Origin of the sequence: Schaalia turicensis ACS-279-V-Col4 (genome assembly GCF_000296505.1) — a bacterium.
Classification (GTDB): Bacteria; Actinomycetota; Actinomycetes; order Actinomycetales; family Actinomycetaceae; genus Pauljensenia; species Pauljensenia turicensis_A.
Window position 1 is genome coordinate 111,635 of sequence record NZ_JH815210.1, and the last position, 16,678, is coordinate 128,312.

General features: G+C 57.8%; 12 protein-coding genes. 5 read left to right on the plus strand and 7 right to left on the minus strand.

Features of this window, described 5'->3' with window-relative positions:
* Window positions 1-17: 17 nt before the first annotated feature.
* The 5 genes from proB to HMPREF9241_RS07285 form a co-directional block, all read right to left on the minus strand.
* Window positions 18-1,133: a glutamate 5-kinase gene (proB, locus tag HMPREF9241_RS07265; protein ID WP_006681640.1), complete on the minus strand. Its 1,116-nt coding sequence runs from the start codon at window positions 1,131-1,133 to the stop codon at window positions 18-20.
* A 29-nt stretch (window positions 1,134-1,162) separates the two neighbouring features.
* Window positions 1,163-2,683, minus strand: coding sequence for a GTPase ObgE (gene obgE, locus HMPREF9241_RS07270; protein WP_006681641.1), 1,521 nt, complete (start codon window positions 2,681-2,683; stop codon window positions 1,163-1,165).
* 108 nt (window positions 2,684-2,791) lie between these two features.
* Window positions 2,792-3,052 carry a 50S ribosomal protein L27 gene (gene rpmA, locus HMPREF9241_RS07275; protein ID WP_006681642.1) on the minus strand — a complete coding sequence of 87 codons (261 nt, stop codon included), beginning with the start codon at window positions 3,050-3,052 and terminating at the stop codon, window positions 2,792-2,794.
* Window positions 3,053-3,085: 33 nt separating this feature from the next.
* A complete protein-coding gene (gene rplU, locus HMPREF9241_RS07280) occupies window positions 3,086-3,394 on the minus strand; it encodes a 50S ribosomal protein L21 (protein ID WP_006681643.1) in 309 nt (102 codons plus the stop codon).
* A 213-nt stretch (window positions 3,395-3,607) separates the two neighbouring features.
* Entirely contained in the window at window positions 3,608-6,352 is a 2,745-nt protein-coding gene (locus HMPREF9241_RS07285) for an Rne/Rng family ribonuclease (RefSeq protein WP_006681644.1), read from the minus strand.
* A gap of 531 nt (window positions 6,353-6,883) precedes the next feature.
* Between HMPREF9241_RS07285 and HMPREF9241_RS07290 the strand changes: the two genes are divergently transcribed.
* From HMPREF9241_RS07290 to HMPREF9241_RS07310, 5 genes are all read left to right on the plus strand, one after another.
* Window positions 6,884-8,428, plus strand: coding sequence for a cytochrome ubiquinol oxidase subunit I (locus HMPREF9241_RS07290; RefSeq protein ID WP_006681645.1), 1,545 nt, complete (start codon window positions 6,884-6,886; stop codon window positions 8,426-8,428).
* Window positions 8,429-8,445: 17 nt separating this feature from the next.
* Window positions 8,446-9,567 (plus strand): cytochrome d ubiquinol oxidase subunit II, encoded by a 1,122-nt coding sequence (gene cydB, locus HMPREF9241_RS07295; RefSeq protein WP_006681646.1) that lies wholly within the window; start codon window positions 8,446-8,448, stop codon window positions 9,565-9,567.
* Window positions 9,568-9,803: 236 nt separating this feature from the next.
* Window positions 9,804-11,639 carry a thiol reductant ABC exporter subunit CydD gene (gene cydD / locus HMPREF9241_RS07300; RefSeq protein WP_006681647.1) on the plus strand — a complete coding sequence of 612 codons (1,836 nt, stop codon included), beginning with the start codon at window positions 9,804-9,806 and terminating at the stop codon, window positions 11,637-11,639.
* A gap of 4 nt (window positions 11,640-11,643) precedes the next feature.
* The gene (cydC, locus tag HMPREF9241_RS07305; RefSeq protein WP_006681648.1) at window positions 11,644-13,401 is read left to right on the plus strand and encodes a thiol reductant ABC exporter subunit CydC; all 1,758 of its coding nucleotides are present in this window, start codon (window positions 11,644-11,646) and stop codon (window positions 13,399-13,401) included.
* A complete protein-coding gene (locus HMPREF9241_RS07310; protein WP_006681649.1) occupies window positions 13,401-15,044 on the plus strand; it encodes a sensor histidine kinase in 1,644 nt (547 codons plus the stop codon). Before cydC ends, HMPREF9241_RS07310 begins: the two co-directional genes overlap by 1 nt.
* An 80-nt stretch (window positions 15,045-15,124) precedes the next feature.
* Here the strand turns inward: HMPREF9241_RS07310 and HMPREF9241_RS07315 are convergent, their stop codons facing one another.
* Together HMPREF9241_RS07315 and rnc are read right to left on the minus strand one after the other, a co-directional pair.
* The gene (locus HMPREF9241_RS07315; RefSeq protein WP_040318714.1) at window positions 15,125-15,739 is read right to left on the minus strand and encodes a response regulator; all 615 of its coding nucleotides are present in this window, start codon (window positions 15,737-15,739) and stop codon (window positions 15,125-15,127) included.
* A 141-nt stretch (window positions 15,740-15,880) separates the two neighbouring features.
* On the minus strand, window positions 15,881-16,609 hold the full coding sequence (gene rnc / locus HMPREF9241_RS07320) for a ribonuclease III (protein WP_040318679.1): 729 nt from the start codon (window positions 16,607-16,609) through the stop codon (window positions 15,881-15,883).
* Window positions 16,610-16,678 lie beyond the last annotated feature (69 nt).

Consider the following 16,678-nt stretch of genomic DNA (forward strand, 5'->3'; position numbering starts at 1 on the left):
TGGAGCGCTGAGCAGTACTAGACCAGCGGTGCCAAGTCGTCGCGATGCACGATCGGGCGCGGATGCTCCCAACCCGAAAGACGCAGATCTTCAGCAGACAAGCCCGCCATGTGTGCGACCTCATCGGAGTCGTAGGAGACGATGCCTCGCGCCAACAGGCCAGCTGGGCCAGCAATATCTACAACATCGCCTAAATCAAAGTGTCCGATGATGCGAACAACGCCGGCAGCCAGCAAAGACTTCTTGCCTGCGGTGATTGCACGACCCGCCCCCTCGTCGACGATGATTTCGCCACGAGAATGAGCAACATGAGCAATCCAGAGGCGACGTGATGCCGGACGAACCGATGAAGGAGCGAACCATGTACCCGTCGCGCTCCCCGACAGTGCAGTCCCCAGTTCATCCGCGCTAGTCAAGACCACCCCAATGCCGGAGGTCGCAGCCATCGTCGCAGCCTGAACCTTCGTCACCATGCCTCCGGTGCCCACCTTTGATCCCGAGCCCGTCACCAAGACAGCATGTAGGTCGTCGGTCGAATGAACCTCGCGAATGAGCTGCGAACCCGGATGGCTGGGAGGCGCGGTATACAGCCCATCAACATCGGTCAGCAGGATCAGCGCGTCGGCTGCAACCATCTGCGCCACATACGAGGCCAGACGGTCATTGTCGCCAAAGCGAAGCTCGCGAGTAGTGACCGCATCATTCTCGTTAATAATCGGAACAACTCCACAGCTGAGCAGGCGATCAAGCGCAGAACGCACGTTCGTGTAGTGTTCGCGACGCATGACGTCTTCAGTGGTGAGCAGCAACTGAGCGACATCAAGGTGGTGCGCCTGAAATGCTGCCGTCCAGCGAGCAACCAGGAGCCCCTGCCCCATCGCGGCAGCAGCCTGAACGCTTGCCAGATCGCGCGGACGCGAATTGAAGCCCAGCGGATCCAGACCCGCTGCAACCGCACCGGAAGAGACAATGATGATCTCTTTACCCGGCGTCTTCCACTTCGCGACCAAGCGCGCTACGGAATCAATACGGTTCAGATCCAGGCCACCATCATCGCGGCTCAGCGACGAGGATCCAATTTTGACGACAATACGGTTCGCATCGTTGATACGGCCGTCACACGAAGGAGTCACTTCGAGTCCTTGCCTTAGGGATAAGTGGTTCAGTTTTCGCTATGTGGGTCGGTCCACACGCCCTTCTGGCGTTCGGTCCATAGTTCTTCACGCGCCGCAGTCTTCGCGTCCATCACCTGATGGTGGATCTCGCGCTTCTGCTTACGCGTCGGGCGAGCCGACTGGTTAATACGCACGTCAGTGCCACGCTGTCCCAGCAGTTCCGGACCGGTGGTAAGCGTCGGTTCCCAATCGAAGACAATGCCGGTATCCAGCGGACCAATGACGACGGTATCTCCGGCGAAGGCACCGGCCTTCATCAACTGGTCTTCAACGCCTGCGGCAGCAAGACGGTCAGCCAAGTAGCCGATCGCCTCGTCATTCGCAAAGTCAGTCTGGCGAACCCAGCGTTCAGGCTTATCACCACGAACTTGGAAGACCTCTTCACCATCCATCTGGACGCGTCCAACAGTGACGGTGTCACGCGACCCGACAGCCTTCGGACGAATAACCGGCCGCGCTTCGCGTTCAGGCAGGGATTCGCGGTGCTTCTTCACCAGGGCGGCCAGCGTGAAGGACAGTTCCTTCAAGCCCTCGTGCGTGACGGCAGAAACCTCGTGGATCGGCCAGCCGAACTGCTCGAGTTCGGGGCGCGTAATCTCTGCCAAGTCGCGACCGTCCGGCACATCGACCTTATTGAGGACGATGACACGCGGGCGTTCCATCAGTGGAACGTAGCCTTCAATCTGGCCAAGATCGCCCTGATAGGCGGCCAGTTCAGCTTCAATTGTCTTCAGGTCAGACAGGGGTTCACGCTCGGATTCGTAGGCGGCGGTGTCCAGCACGTGCACAATCACACCACAGCGTTCAATGTGACGCAGGAAGTCAAGGCCGAGGCCCTTACCGGAAGAAGCGCCAGGAATCAGACCGGGAACGTCAGCAATCGTGTAGCGTTCATCGCCAGCCTGCACAACACCAAGGTTCGGGATCAGCGTAGTGAACGGGTAGTCCGCAATCTTCGGGCGGGCAGACGACATCGCAGCGATAATCGACGACTTACCAGCCGACGGGAAACCGACCAAAGCAACGTCTGCGACCGACTTCAGTTCAAGCACAACATCGCGTTCTTCGCCGGGCTCCCCCAGCAGAGCGAAGCCAGGAGCCTTACGTGCCTTCGAAGCAAGCGCAGCATTACCTAGGCCACCTCGGCCACCTTCAGCAACAATGAAACGCTCGCCTGCACCAGTGAGGTCAGCAAGCAACTCACCGGACGGGGACTTCACAACCGTGCCGTCGGGAACGGGAAGAATAATGTCTTCGCCGTTCTTACCCTGACGGAAGTCACCCATGCCGGGCGTACCGTTACTCGCCTTCTGGTGTGGACCACGGTGATACGTCAGGAGCGTCGTCACCTGCGGATCAACTTCGAGGATGACGGAACCGCCATTGCCGCCGTCGCCGCCATCTGGGCCAGCGAGAGGCTTGAACTTCTCACGCTTAATCGAGGCAACACCGTTACCGCCATTGCCACCAGCAGCATGGATTGTCACGCGATCAATGAAGTCTGCCATTTCGTCTCCTTAAAGCGATCCGAGGATCTGTGCACAAACCTCTGCACATCAAAGCTATGTGAAAAGGGCGCCCGGCATGTGCCGGACGCCCCCTTCAAGCGATCGGTCTCAGGCAGAGACCGGCTCAACGACGTTGACAACCTTACGGTCGCGCTTCACACCGAATTCAACGGCGCCTGCACGCAGGGCGAAGAGGGTGTCATCCTTGCCACGACCAACGCCGTCGCCCGGATGGAAGTGAGTGCCACGCTGGCGAACGATAATCTCGCCTGCGTTCACAAGCTGACCGCCGTAGCGCTTAACGCCCAGTCGCTGAGCGTTCGAGTCGCGGCCGTTACGGGAGGAACCAAGGCCCTTCTTATGTGCCATCAGAAACTACTTTCTGCTCGAATCGGTCTCAGGTCAGGCGATCTCAGTGATCTTGACAACCGACAGCTTCTGACGGTGTCCCTGGCGCTTACGGTAGCCCGACTTATTCTTGTACTTGATGATGGAAATCTTCGGACCCTTAGTTGCGTCCACAATTTCTGCTTTGACGGTGACCTTGCCAAGCTTGGCAGCATCGACGGTGATGGCATCGCCATCAACCAGCATCAGCGGCTGAAGCTCGATGCTGGAACCGATTTCTTCGGAAACCTTGTCGACGACGACGACGTCACCGACGGAGACCTTCTCCTGACGGCCGCCGGCCTTGACGATCGCGTAGACCACGTGTAGCTCATCTCTTCTAGATATACGGAACGGGATTCGCTTGAACAGCGTTTCAATATTTATCCCGCTGGCGCTGGTCGCGCCGACGATCAAATTTAGCTGATTTGCCTATCTGAGGGCAACTTGGATGAGCCAAAAACAGGGGTTTTACGCTGTGCGATTCCACACCCTGCAGCTTTTGGCGACACGCCGAGTCACCCTAGTTTAGATAAATCAGGCAGTCTCGTCGCCGCTTTGGGTGGCGACGCGACGACGACGCTTCGGCTTGGAAGCGCTAGACGTGGAGGCTTCAGGTAAAGCCAACGCATCCGTTGTCATCGTGGGGGCAATCACTGTTGCGCGAGCCTCTACCCTAGCGGGCAAGTCCAACACCAGAGCGGGAGCCGTCTTTTCCGGTTCAACGCTTGGTGTGGTGACAACACGCCTGCGCGTCTTTCGAGGCGTAGATGCGGACGGTGCTAAGTGAGCCGACGCCGATCGCGCGCGAGTCTTGGACCCGCTTGCCTTCTGAGCTTCAGGCTCGTTCGCCGGCGTAGCATGTGCTATGGGCTCGCTCACATCCGGCTGGGCAGAATCCATCAAGACTGCCCTACGACGGTGACGAGGCCGCGCAGTCTTTTCAGACTTATTGTCTGTCTGGCCCGCGGAACCGGACTCAACCGGTGTGACCTGAGCGGTGGCATCAGCTTTCGATTCGCTCTTTTCAGCCTCAGTCGAAGAGGAGAGTGTTTCTTCTGACGACACGCGGACTGCGCGACGCGGACGACGCTTCTTCACAGGCTGTTCCTGTTCACTTTCGCCCGTTTCAACAGCAGGTGAAGCAGAGTCAGCGACGGTCGAACCGGCCTTTTCGTGCACACGCTTGCGTCCCTTAGCACCCTTTGATTCGGGAGCAGATTTCTCACCCGCGGAGGCGGCCTCGTTGACCGGAGAATCAGCGGAGGCAGACGCGTCGGATTCATCAGACTTGCGCGATGCGGCGGCGATAGCGGACAGGGCCTGCTTGGCCTTTTCGTGCTCGGCGGAGTCTTCGATGCGCTCAGCCTTCTTGCGCTTATTCGACTTCGGAGCAGACCCCGTGTGGTACTGCGAGCCCGAGAGCTCAACCGGATGCTCGTGAACGATGAAGCCACGGCCTTCACACGCTTCGCACGGGGTTGAGAAAGCTTCGACGAGGCCCTCACCCACGCGCTTACGCGTCATCTGCACCAAACCGAGAGAAGTAATCTCTGTGACCTGGTGACGCGTACGATCACGACCCAAGCACTCGACCAGACGGCGAAGAACCAGATCGCGGTTGGATTCGAGCACCATGTCAACGAAGTCGACGATGATGATGCCACCGATATCACGTAGACGCAGCTGACGTACGATCTCTTCGGCAGCCTCAAGGTTGTTGTGCGTCACGGTTTCTTCCAGCGTGCCACCGGCGCCAATGAACTTACCGGTGTTGACATCAATGACCGTCATCGCTTCCGTACGGTCAATGATGAGCGTGCCACCCGACGGCAACCAGACCTTGCGGTCCATACCCTTCGACAGTTGCTCGTCAATGCGGTGAGCAGCAAACACGTTATCGGTGCCCACCCACTTTTCGACGCGGTCAGACAGTTCCGGTGAAAGTTCATCCACGTAAGACTTGACGGTTTCGAAGGTTTCATTTCCTTCAATCACAAGCTTAGAGAAGTCTTCGTTGAAGATATCGCGGACAACGCGGACAGCAAGCTCGGGTTCGCCACGCAACAGCGTCGGAGCGGTCTTCGTATTCTTCTGCTGTTCTTCGATTGACGCCCACTGCGCGCTCAAGCGTGCGACATCGTCACGAATCTGTTCTTCGGTTGCACCTTCAGCTGCGGTACGTACGATGACGCCCGAACCGGTGGGAACAACCTGCTTCAAGATCTTCTTCAGACGGGTGCGCTCACGATCGGGCAACTTGCGCGAGATACCCATCATGGAGCCGTTCGGGATCAGCACCAGGTAACGTCCCGCCAGCGTGATCTGACTGGTCAGACGCGCGCCCTTATGGCCGATCGGATCCTTGGTCACTTGGACCAAAACCGGGTCACCCGACTTCAGAGCAGACTCGATGCGACGCGGCTTGCCTTCAAGACCAACGGCATCCCAGTTCACTTCACCGGCATAGAGGACGGCGTTACGACCACGGCCAATATCAACGAATGCGGCTTCCATCGAGGGCAACACATTCTGCACGCGACCGAGGTAGATGTTGCCGACCATCGACTTCTGGGTGCGACGAGCAACGTAGTGCTCCACCAGCAGATCATCTTCGAGGATCGCGATCTGATCCAGACCATCATGATCTCGGATCACCATCTGACGATTCACGGACTCGCGACGAGCCAGGAACTCCGACTCAGTAATACCGTGGCGACGGCGACCTTCACGACGGCCTTCCTTGCGACGCTGCTTCTTCGCTTCCAGACGAGTCGACCCCTTGAGAGCCTTCACCTGGTCGTTAACGTCACCATCGTCGGATGCGGTGGAACGTGTGCGACGACGGCGACGACGGCGCGTTGAGGTCTCTTCCCCATCGTCTTCTAACTGCGTAGCATCCGACGATGCAGCGTCTTCCGCCTGGGCCTCTTCACCTTTGTCCGCATCTGTCTGAACCGTGTCATTCGACTTGGTACGACGACGCGCGCGTTTCGTATCAGGAGCTTGAGAGGCTTCTGCAGAATCAGTTGCCTCTTCAACCTGGGCTTCACCGGTATCGGCATCAGCCTTTGCGGTCTTACGAGTCTTACGAGAACGCTTTTCACGCGTGGGGGTTTCCGCAGGGGCCTCGTCGTTTGAACGAGACTGCGAGCGCGACGAACGAGCCGGGGCGGGTTGCTCGACAGGTGCGTGAAAAACGGGAGCCTGGAACGCAGGCTGCTGGAACAGCAATGACGCTGCAGGCGCTGAAGGTGCCGAAGAGGCATTCTCAGTGGTCACAATTCTCCATTTGTGAGGGCACGGTCCCACACCGGGCCAGCCCTCGGCCTCGCCCTCTAGGGGCGGAAATCCTGACGGTTACCGCTAATCGCGGTCGAAACGTCGGCGCATGAGGCGTCTTCGACGTTTATCTCATTGCGAAGGTGTGTCCGCAATGTCCGATACACACTCAAGTTTGCCACATTTTTACCCGAGCCGTTTAAAGGGGCACAGTTATATACGGCGCATATATACGACGCGTCTCGTCCTCGTAAATTTATAAAACCAACTGTGAGCTAAATACCCACTTGAACATTGCCGAAGCACCATCTGAAAACTGGCAAGACGGGACTTTCGAGCCAAAAAACAGCCCAAATAATGACGAAAGTATCGGGTCTGTCAGATAACGGCCTTTTTCACAAAAATCAACTCAAAAGAGAACAATCATGGGCTAAATTGACAGGTAAGCACGTGACGATAGTCCCGCTTGTTGGGCCCAAAGTCACTACGCGCACCATCCATCAACGAACTATTTGAGGGAAGGCGAGCACAATGACCCTCGCGCAGGCAGCGCTCGACTCTGTCATGCTCGGCAGGTGGCAGTTCGGTATCACTACCGTCTACCACTTCGTGCTGGTTCCACTGAACATCGGACTGGCACTCCTTGTCGCACTTATGCAGACGTTCTGGCACAAGACCGGAAAGCAGGAATGGCTCCACGCCACCCGCTTCTTCGGCAAGCTCCTAATCATCTCTTTCGCACTGGGCGTTTCCACCGGTATCGTCCAGGAATTCCAGTTCGGTATGAACTGGTCAGAATACTCCCGCTACGTCGGTGACATCTTCGGTGCACCGCTCGCAGTCGAAGCACTCCTTGCATTCTTCATGGAATCCACCTTCCTGGGCCTCTGGATCTTCGGTTTCGGTCGTCTGAAGAAGGGCATGCACCTGGCTACAATCTGGCTGGTCGCCATCGGCACCGCCGTTTCAGCCGCATGGATCCTCGGCGCAAACTCCTGGATGCAGCACCCGGTCGGCGCAAAGTACGACCCCGAAGCTGGACGCGCAGTCCTCGACGGTTCCATGAGCTTCTTCAAGCTCCTCACAAACCCGGCGCTCATCTGGGAATACACCCACGTCATCACCACCGCATGGCTTGCCGCAGGCTCTTTAGTTGCCGGCATCTCCATCTGGTGGATGGTTCGCGCACAGCGCGAAGGAAGCGAAGAAGCAACCAGCCAGGCAAAGAACGTCTGGCATCCCGTTGCACGCTTCGGCCTGATCGCCATGCTTGTCGGCGCTCTCGGCGTCATGGGCACCGGCCACTTCCAGGGCCAGGAACTGGTCAAGCTTCAGCCGATGAAGATGGCAGTCGCCGAAGGCATCTGCGTCGACACCGATGGCGCTGCCTTCACCGTCGCCCAGTTCGGTTCCTGCCCACTGGATTCCTCCGGCGAAGCACCCACCAAGTTCATTGAGGTCCCCGGCGTTGCTTCCTTCATGTCGCACAATGACTTCAGCGCAACCTCCGCAGGTGTCGCTGACGAGCAGGCGCGCATGGTCGAACTGCTGAACTCGAACGCTGACTTCACCGCCAAGTACGGCGATGCAGCTCAGTACAACTTCGTTCCCCCGCAGATGGCAACCTTCTGGTCGTTCCGCCTCATGATCGGCCTTGGCATACTCTCCCTGCTCTTCGCACTCTGGGGCCTCTGGGCTACCCGCAAGGGCAACGTCCCCGGTTCGAAGTCACTGTCGACGATGGCACTGATCAACCTGACTCTGCCGTTCCTGGCAGCATCCTTCGGTTGGATCTTCACCGAAATCGGTCGTCAGCCGTGGGTTGTCGTCCCGAACATCGCAGGTCTTTCGAACGGCGATCCGGTCGGTTCCGTCATGCTGATGACCGACACCGGTATTTCAACGGCAGTTCCCGCCGGACAGGTTCTTGCAACCATGATCGGCTTCACGCTGCTCTACGCTCTGCTGGGCGTTATCTGGTTCCTGCTCATGCGTCGCTACGTGCGCGAGGGCATCCACACCGCTAAGAAGACAGAAACCGACGCTCCCGCCGGCGACCTGTCCTTCGGATACTGAGAGGCGGCGAAACTGCAATGACACTTTCAATCCTCTGGTTCATCCTCATCGCCGTTCTTTGGACCGGCTACCTGTTCCTCGAAGGCTTTGACTTCGGCGTTGGCATCCTGCTGAAAGTTATCGGCAAGAACGACGAAGAACGCACGCAGATGTTGCGCACCATTGGCCCCCACTGGGACGGCAACGAGGTCTGGCTGCTCACCGCCGGTGGCGCCACCTTTGCAGCATTCCCAGAGTGGTACGCCACGATGTTCTCGGGCATGTACCTTGCTCTGTTCCTCATCCTCTTCTGCCTGATCCTGCGCATCTCCGCTCTTGAGTGGCGCGCAAAGATCGCAACGGCAAAGTGGCGTAGCACGTGGGACACCATCCACACCGTGACCGCTGTCCTGGTTCCCGTTCTGTTCGGTGTTGCATTCGCAAACCTCGTTCAGGGCATGAAGATCGAGGTCGTCGATGAGATGACCGGCGCTGTTGTCACACCCGATATGGTCACTCAGTCGCTTGCAACCGCAACGCACCAGCTGACCGGTGGCTTCTTCTCACTGCTCACCCCGTTCACCATCCTCGGTGGTGTCGCAATCCTGGCCGTCTGCACGGCAGTCGGTGCACAGTTCCTGGCGCTCAAGACCGAAGGCGATGTGCGTGAGCGCGCAAACGGCCTAGCAGCTCCCCTGTCGATCGCAGCAACCGTCGTTGCCGCAATCTTCCTGATCTGGGGTCAGTTCGCTTACTCGGCTAACGTCCTGGCATGGATCCCCTTGCTCGTCGCAGCACTCGCGATCATTGCTTCGACCGCATTCAGCCAGAAGGCACTGCGTCGCGAAGGCCTGTCCTTCATCCTGATGGCTGTCGCAATCGCTTCGACCGTCACCTGGGTCTTCTCGGCGATGGCTCCGGCCGTCATGAAGTCCTCGATCGATCCGGCGTACTCGCTTTTGATCGACCAAGCATCGTCCTCACCGGCAACCCTGGTTGTCATGTCTATCGTTGCTCTGATCTTCACGCCGATCGTCCTGATCTACACGGCATGGTCCTACTGGGCTTTCCGCAAGCGCGTGTCGGTTGGCGACGTCGATCAGAACCCTGGCTTGATTCCCTCCAAGATCCGTCTTGGTGAGAACTTCCTTGCTGGCTGATCTTTAAAACACTTCGGTGGCCCGGTGCATCAGTGCCGGGCCACCGTTGTGTTTCACCACGATTGCAGTGCCACATTCACCACCATCTGGATACCGGTCTTTCGCACCTCGATTCACCCCGCGTTCCAGCCGTGTCCGCACTGTTTTTCAGTTACCGCTTCCCCTAGAAATTACGGCAAAATAGTTCAATGCGACCTTTCGATCCACGGCTTTTGAAATACGCGCGTTCTGCACGAATGCCCATCATTATTACGGGGCTCATCGGCACGCTGATTGCTATCGTCGTCATCACTCAGTCCCTACTGATCTCGGCAGCGCTCTCCCCTGTGATCACCGGCAACGCTCGTCTTGGTGACGTTGCAGGTTTCATTGTTGCGCTGGTGATCGTGATCATTATTCGCGGGTTGCTTGTTGGGGTGCGCGATTCGCTCGGTCAGCGCGCTGCAGACAGTGCCATCCGAGATCTTCGCTGCGAGGTTTTGCGTGCGACCGAAGAACTCGGTCCCCGCTGGCGCGCAGTTCACGGCGCCGACACGACAACGCTTTTGACGCGTGGCTTAGATGATCTGGGCCCGTACTTCGTAAAGTTCCTTCCTCAGCTTGTCCTGACGATGACGGCAACTCCTTTGGCTTTGGCTGTCATGCTCTATTTGGACGCATGGTCGGGCGTCATCGCGCTCTTCGTCATTCCGTTGATTCCAATTTTCATGGCGTTGATCGGTCGTTTTACTCAGGATTCGTCGAAGGCGAAGCTCGTCGCGATGGAGCGTCTGGGCTCGCAGCTTCTTGACCTCATGGCGGGCTTGCCTACCCTGCGCAGTCTGGGGCGCGAGAATGGACCTCGCGGACACCTTGAAGCCCTGGGCAAAGAAAACACGCGCACCACAATGGCAACCCTGCGCGTCGCGTTCCTGTCGGGTGCAGCCCTTGAATTCCTTTCCACCCTGTCGGTTGCTCTTGTTGCCGTCGAGGTCGGTATGCGCCTTGTCGCCGGCAACGTCACCCTCTTTACCGGCCTCGCCGTCATCATGTTGGCCCCCGAAGTCTTCGAACCGCTTCGTCAGGTTGGCGCGCAATTCCACGCTTCCGCGAACGGTGTGACCGCCGCACAAAGCGCCTTCGAGATCATCGAGACCGAGCGCCCGCAGGCTTCGCGTATCGTTTCACCCCTCGTTTCTTCCCCCAGTAACGAGGCCACGCTCACCACTTCAACTTCTTTCCCCAGTTCAGGGGCGGATGGGGACAGCACTTCACCTGTTTCTTTGCGCCAAGCTCCCCCAATTTCATCATGCACGATTGAGCTGGAAAATCTGAGCGTGGCGGCTCGCGGTACTTGGGCTCCTCACAATCTTTCAGCTTCGATTCAGCCGGGACAGTTGACCGTTCTTGAAGGTGCGTCAGGGGCCGGTAAGTCAACAACTGTTCTGACGATTCTGAACCTGCTGACTCCGACAAAGGGGCGCGTTGTCCTTGCTCCTCTTGACGGGGCTACACCACCCTGCGACGTCAGCGACTGCGATGCACACTCATGGTGGACGCAAATCACGTGGGTTCCTCAGGCTCCGACGATCCTTCCCGGCACGATCCTTGAAAATATGGCGCTGAAAACCGTGACAAGCAGCCTCGTCGAATCCGCGCAGGCAACAGGTTTCCACACCATTGTTGAAGCGATGCCCGATGGTTGGGATTCAAAGGTTGGCGTGGGTGGCATTGGCTTGTCAGTTGGACAGCGTCAACGTCTTGCACTGACGCGCGCACTGGTGAATGATTCACCGCTGGTGATCCTCGACGAGCCGACAGCGCATCTTGATGCTGTCAGCGAAGAAGAGATCACGCGGGCTATTCGAGCTCTTAAAGCACAGGGGAAAACGGTTCTGGTTATCGCACACCGTCAGGCGCTAAAGACGATTGCCGATCTGGTCATCTTGATTGAAAGTGCACCCGCTACCATCCAAGACATCGAAGAGTATCCGCAACTTGGGGTCAATGACTGGGCACAGACCAGCGTCGATGTTGATCTGCCAGGAATCTTGACGGTCAGTGCGACCGATACCGACCCGGAAAGGCGGTGAACTGATGCTGTTCATTACTCGCGAAGAAAAGCGTGCTCTGAAACGAGTCTTCCCCCTCATCGAGGTCGATATCAAAGCATTCGTCTTCTCTGTTCTGCTTGCCTCCGGTGCTCTTGGTGCTGCTATTGCCCTTGGTGCGACTGCTGCCTGGCTGATCGCTAGGGCATCAGAGCACCCACCGGTTTTGTTCCTGACCGTCGCTGCCGTTGGCGTACGCACATTCGGCGTATCGCGCGCACTCCTGAGATACGCGGGCCGTTTGGCCAGCCACCGCGTTGCTTTGCGTGGCATGGACGCCCTGCGCCAGAACCTCTATCAGCACCTCGCACACAATCCCATCGACCGCTTGACCGCGATGAAGCGCGGTGATCTGCTTGCTCGTACGGGCGCAGACGTGGATGATTTGGGCGATCTGGTTGTCAAGACCCTGCTCCCCACCTGCGTGGCAGTAATCGTTGGAATCTGTACGGTCATTGGTCTTGGACTCATTTCCGTTCCCGCTGCGCTACTGGTTGCGCTCTGTCTTTTAGTATCGGGTGTCGGAGCCCCCTTACTGTCGATGCGCGCTGCACGAATCGCTCAAATTGATACGCTTCGCGCACGCACCGACCTGTCGACGCAGATCCTGACCGTCATGGAGGGAACCTCTGAACTCCAGGTGTCCGGCGAACTTGAGGCGTTTAGAGCATCGATTGATGAGACCGAAGAAAAGCTCGTTGAAGCCTCACACCGTAGTGCGCGGATGGCTGCTCTCGCTTCCGGGATTGACCGAGCAGCAATGGGAGCAGCCGTTGTTGCCGCACTGCTGATCGGCATTCCTCAAACAACAGGTGGCATGATTACCGGCCTGCTTCTCGCAGTCCTTGTTCTCACTCCCCTGTCCTCGTTTGAAGGAACCGCTGAACTAGCCCCTGCAGGCGTTCAACTGGTCAAGTCAGCGACCGCGGCAGTCCGTATTGACGAGATGCTCGGCGAATCCATCAAAGTCGCTACCCACCCCGTTCCGCACACTGACGTTCCGTCACTTACCGCCACGAACCTGACGATCGGATGGCCAAGCGGCCCCAGCCTCGTCGATTCGATCGATCTGGAATTGCACCCGGGCAAGTCCATCGCGATCGTGGGCGAGTCGGGTATCGGTAAGACGACGCTCGCGCTGACTTTGTCTGGCATGATTCCGCCGAAGGCTGGATCTGCGCAGGTGAACGGCGTGGACGCGTGGGAAGCCGACCGCGTACAACTCACCAAGATCGTCAATGTCACGACCGAAGACGCGCATATCTTCGCCGCATCCGTCTTAGAAAACCTGCGAGTCGCCAACGGTGAGCTCAGCGAAGACAGTGCAATCGCTCTACTTGAACGCGTTGGATTGGCCAGCTGGCTTGCAGCACTGCCCGATGGGATCCACACCATGATCGGTTCAGATGGCACGACAGTGTCCGGCGGTGAACGTCGACGTCTGCTCATCGCACGAGGCCTCGCTTCACCCGCTCCCCTGCTACTCCTTGACGAGGCCGGCGAGCACTTGGATGCGTCGACAGCTGACGCGCTCATTTCCGACCTACTCTCGGATCCGACGCGCGGCATCCTGCTCATCTCGCATCGCCTGAGCGCCCTCGAAAACGCCGACGAGATCCTGTTCTTCGGACGATCAGGCGGCGAAGGAATCCAAGCAGAATTGATTGCACGAGGCACACACGCCGACCTTCTTGAAACATCTCAGGCCTACCGTTGGGCCGTCGGCCAGGAAGAGGAAAACTAATGCCATGGGGTTCAGAACATGCCCTGGTGAAGGCCGCCCTTGACCTCACCAGCACACTCGACCTGCGCAAGGCCCTGACCAGCTTCGTCGACCAAGCATGCAAGCTCACCCACGCACCATACGGCGCCCTGATCGTCCTTGACACATGGGGCGAAGCATCCCAGCTGATCGAACACACCAGCGAAGCACTGCCACATTCGCCTTCAATGCCAGAAGAACTGATCAGCCAGATCCCCGCTACCGGTCACCTACTGATCAACGACATGAGCGAATGCGAGGACATTCCTCCGGCATCAATCACCAGTTTCCTGGGCGTATCCGTGCTGATCAACGAGCAGGTGTATGGACGTCTCTTCCTGACCGATAAGAACGGCGGATTCACAGCCTCTGACGCCGATGTTTTGTCAATGCTTGCTCCCGCTGCGGGCGTCGCAGTGGAAAACGCTCACCTGTACGCGGACTCGCGTCGAACGGAACGCTGGATTTCCGCTTCCCAGCAGCTGACAACCACGATGCTTGAAGGCACCGACGAAGAAGAAGCCCTTGAACTGATCGCACAGACCGTGCGAGAGGTTTCACGTGCAGATACGGCAATCATCGTTCTGCCTTCCGTTGGTGACACCTGGGCTGCCGAAATCATTGACGGCTACCTGGCTGATACTCTTCTCGGCGTTGTCTTCCCGCCCGAGGGTCGCGCGATGAGCGTGCTCCACGAAGGAACGGGCATGATCGTCGACTCCATGGCGCGGGCACAAACCATGCGTCTTCCTCAGCTTGCGGCCTTCGGACCGGCGCTCTACGCGCCCCTCCGTTCGCGAGGTAACTCCGCTGGCATTCTGATCCTGCTTCGTCGCATCGGACAGCCAGAATTTGATCTATCCGAATTGTCTTTGGCTGAATCACTCGCATCTCAAGCTGCCTTGGCACTGGAGCTCGCCTCCGCCAAGCACGCTGAAGACGTGGCCACACTGCTCGACGAGCGAGATCGTATCGGACGCGACCTGCACGATTTCGCGATCCAACAGCTGTTCGCCACCGGCATGCAACTGGATGCCGCCAAGGTGGAAGTAGAAAGCGGACACCCGAATCCTGAGGCCATCACTGCCACACTGGACCGTGCTCTGGCCTCCATCGACGAGGCTGTGCGCCAAATCCGAGCAATCGTCCACAACCTACGTGAACCCGACAAATCAGTGGCACTGGTGGAACGTATTCGACGCGAAGCATCACTGACACGTTCCTTCCTTGGTTTTGCCCCGTCCCTGTTGATCACATTGGATGGTCACGCGATTAACGAAGTCGCAGACGACGAACAGCTGATGATCGAAACCATCGACAATCGCATCGACCCCGACTTGGGAGATGACATTGTCGCCATCGTGCGCGAAGGCCTATCCAATATCGCACGCCATGCACATGCCACCGCGGGCTCGGTGACCGTTGACATCATGGGAACGGGAGAAAACGGGCACGTCACCGTTTCAATCGCCGACGACGGACGAGGCATCGACCCGAACCACACCAGAAACTCTGGCCTGTCCAACATGTCCGAGCGCGCCCGAATCCGTGGTGGAAACTTCGAACAGGGAATCGGAATCGGAGGCCTCGGCGCCAGGATCACCTTCCGCGCTCCGCTAGCCTAAGTTCCACCTTCATGCAGGTCCGGGGCGCAGTTCGTACGAACTGCGCCCCGGCCTCGTAACCAGTAAGAAAGAACGAAGCTTTAGTTCCTCCACGCGGCCGCACGCTGGCCAGCGACCCACGCTGCCACCTGAGTGCGACGTTGCAAGCCCATCTTCGACAGAAGCGACGTGATGTGGTTCTTCACGGTCTTTTCTGCAACGCCCAGCTTCTCACCGATCTCGCGGTTCGACAGACCATCACCAATCAGTTCCAAAACCTTGCGCTCTGACGGAGTCAGGTCAGCAGTCGGATCATCATGATCAGCGCGACGACGCGTGATCGTGCGCTCGTCCAGCAGAATACGACCAGCAGCAACAGCCTTAATCACGTCCGTGATTTCTGCACCGCGCACGGTCTTCAACACGTAAGCGTGCGCACCAGCTTCAAGAGATTCAGCCAAAGCCTCATCATCGTCGAACGAGGTAAGCACGATCGGCAGGATCTCCGGATGCGAAACCGCAAGCTGCTTCAGAATATCGATACCCGTACCATCGGGAAGCTGAAGGTCAACCAGAACAACGTCTGGGCGAACCAGATCTGCGCGACGCACGGCGTCAGCGACGCTACCTGCTTCAGCAACGACCTCAAGGGCATCATCGCGATCAATAATCTCAGCAATACCGCGTCGAACGATCTCATGATCATCGATGATCATGACGCGAGTAGTCTTGGCATTCTTGGGGTTTTCAGTCACAGTCATATCCTAGACAAGCCCTAGGTCCTATATCAAACGGTCGGGCAAGACGCCGCAAAGAACCGGTTAAATTGCGATGATTCTTCGTCCTTTGGTCGCTTCTTAGTCACCAAGGCGAGAGTAAAGAAGCTCCATAGCCTGTTGCGCAACCGCGCTCTCGGAGTGCTTCTTCGACGATGCGCTGGCAACAGCCAAAGGTTCTTCAACATTCGACGCGAAGACGGTCGCAGTGAAAGAACGGTTATGATCCGGGCCCGAACCTTCAACCTCATAGCGAATTTCACCAAGGTTATGCGCCTTCGCATATTCGACAAGCAAGGTTTTCCAGTCATGATGAGAGCCTCGTACCTCGGCCTGGCTCAAAAGGAACTCAAGATTGGCCAGCACAACGGCTCGCGTGTGCTCCATACCGTGCGTCAGATACGTCGCCCCGATCAGCGCCTCGAATGTGTCGGAAAGGATCGAATCCTTGTCACTGCCACCAGAAGCGGCCTCTCCCCTACCGAGGAAAATAAAATCCCCAAGCCCAATACGACGAGCAGCCTGCGCCAGCGGAGTTTGCGAAACCGTTGAAGCGCGCATCTGCGACAAAGACGACTCCGTGACATCCGGGTAGTCGTGGAACAAACGATCCGCGGTCGTTACTGACAGAACCGCGTCCCCTAAGAACTCGAGGCGTTCATTATTCGGCAACCCCCCGGCTTCGTTCGCATATGAACGGTGAGTCAGGGCAAGTAGCAGAAGGTCAGGATCGACACTCGATCCCCAACGTTCCATGAGCTGGTCGTAGTCCGTATTGGCGGGAACTGGGAGTTTCTTCTTATGCGACATACGTCCGTCTTCAACTTCTGTTCGTACAATTGTGCGGTGAGGAGCCGCCCTAGCGTGCTTGGGCACCGA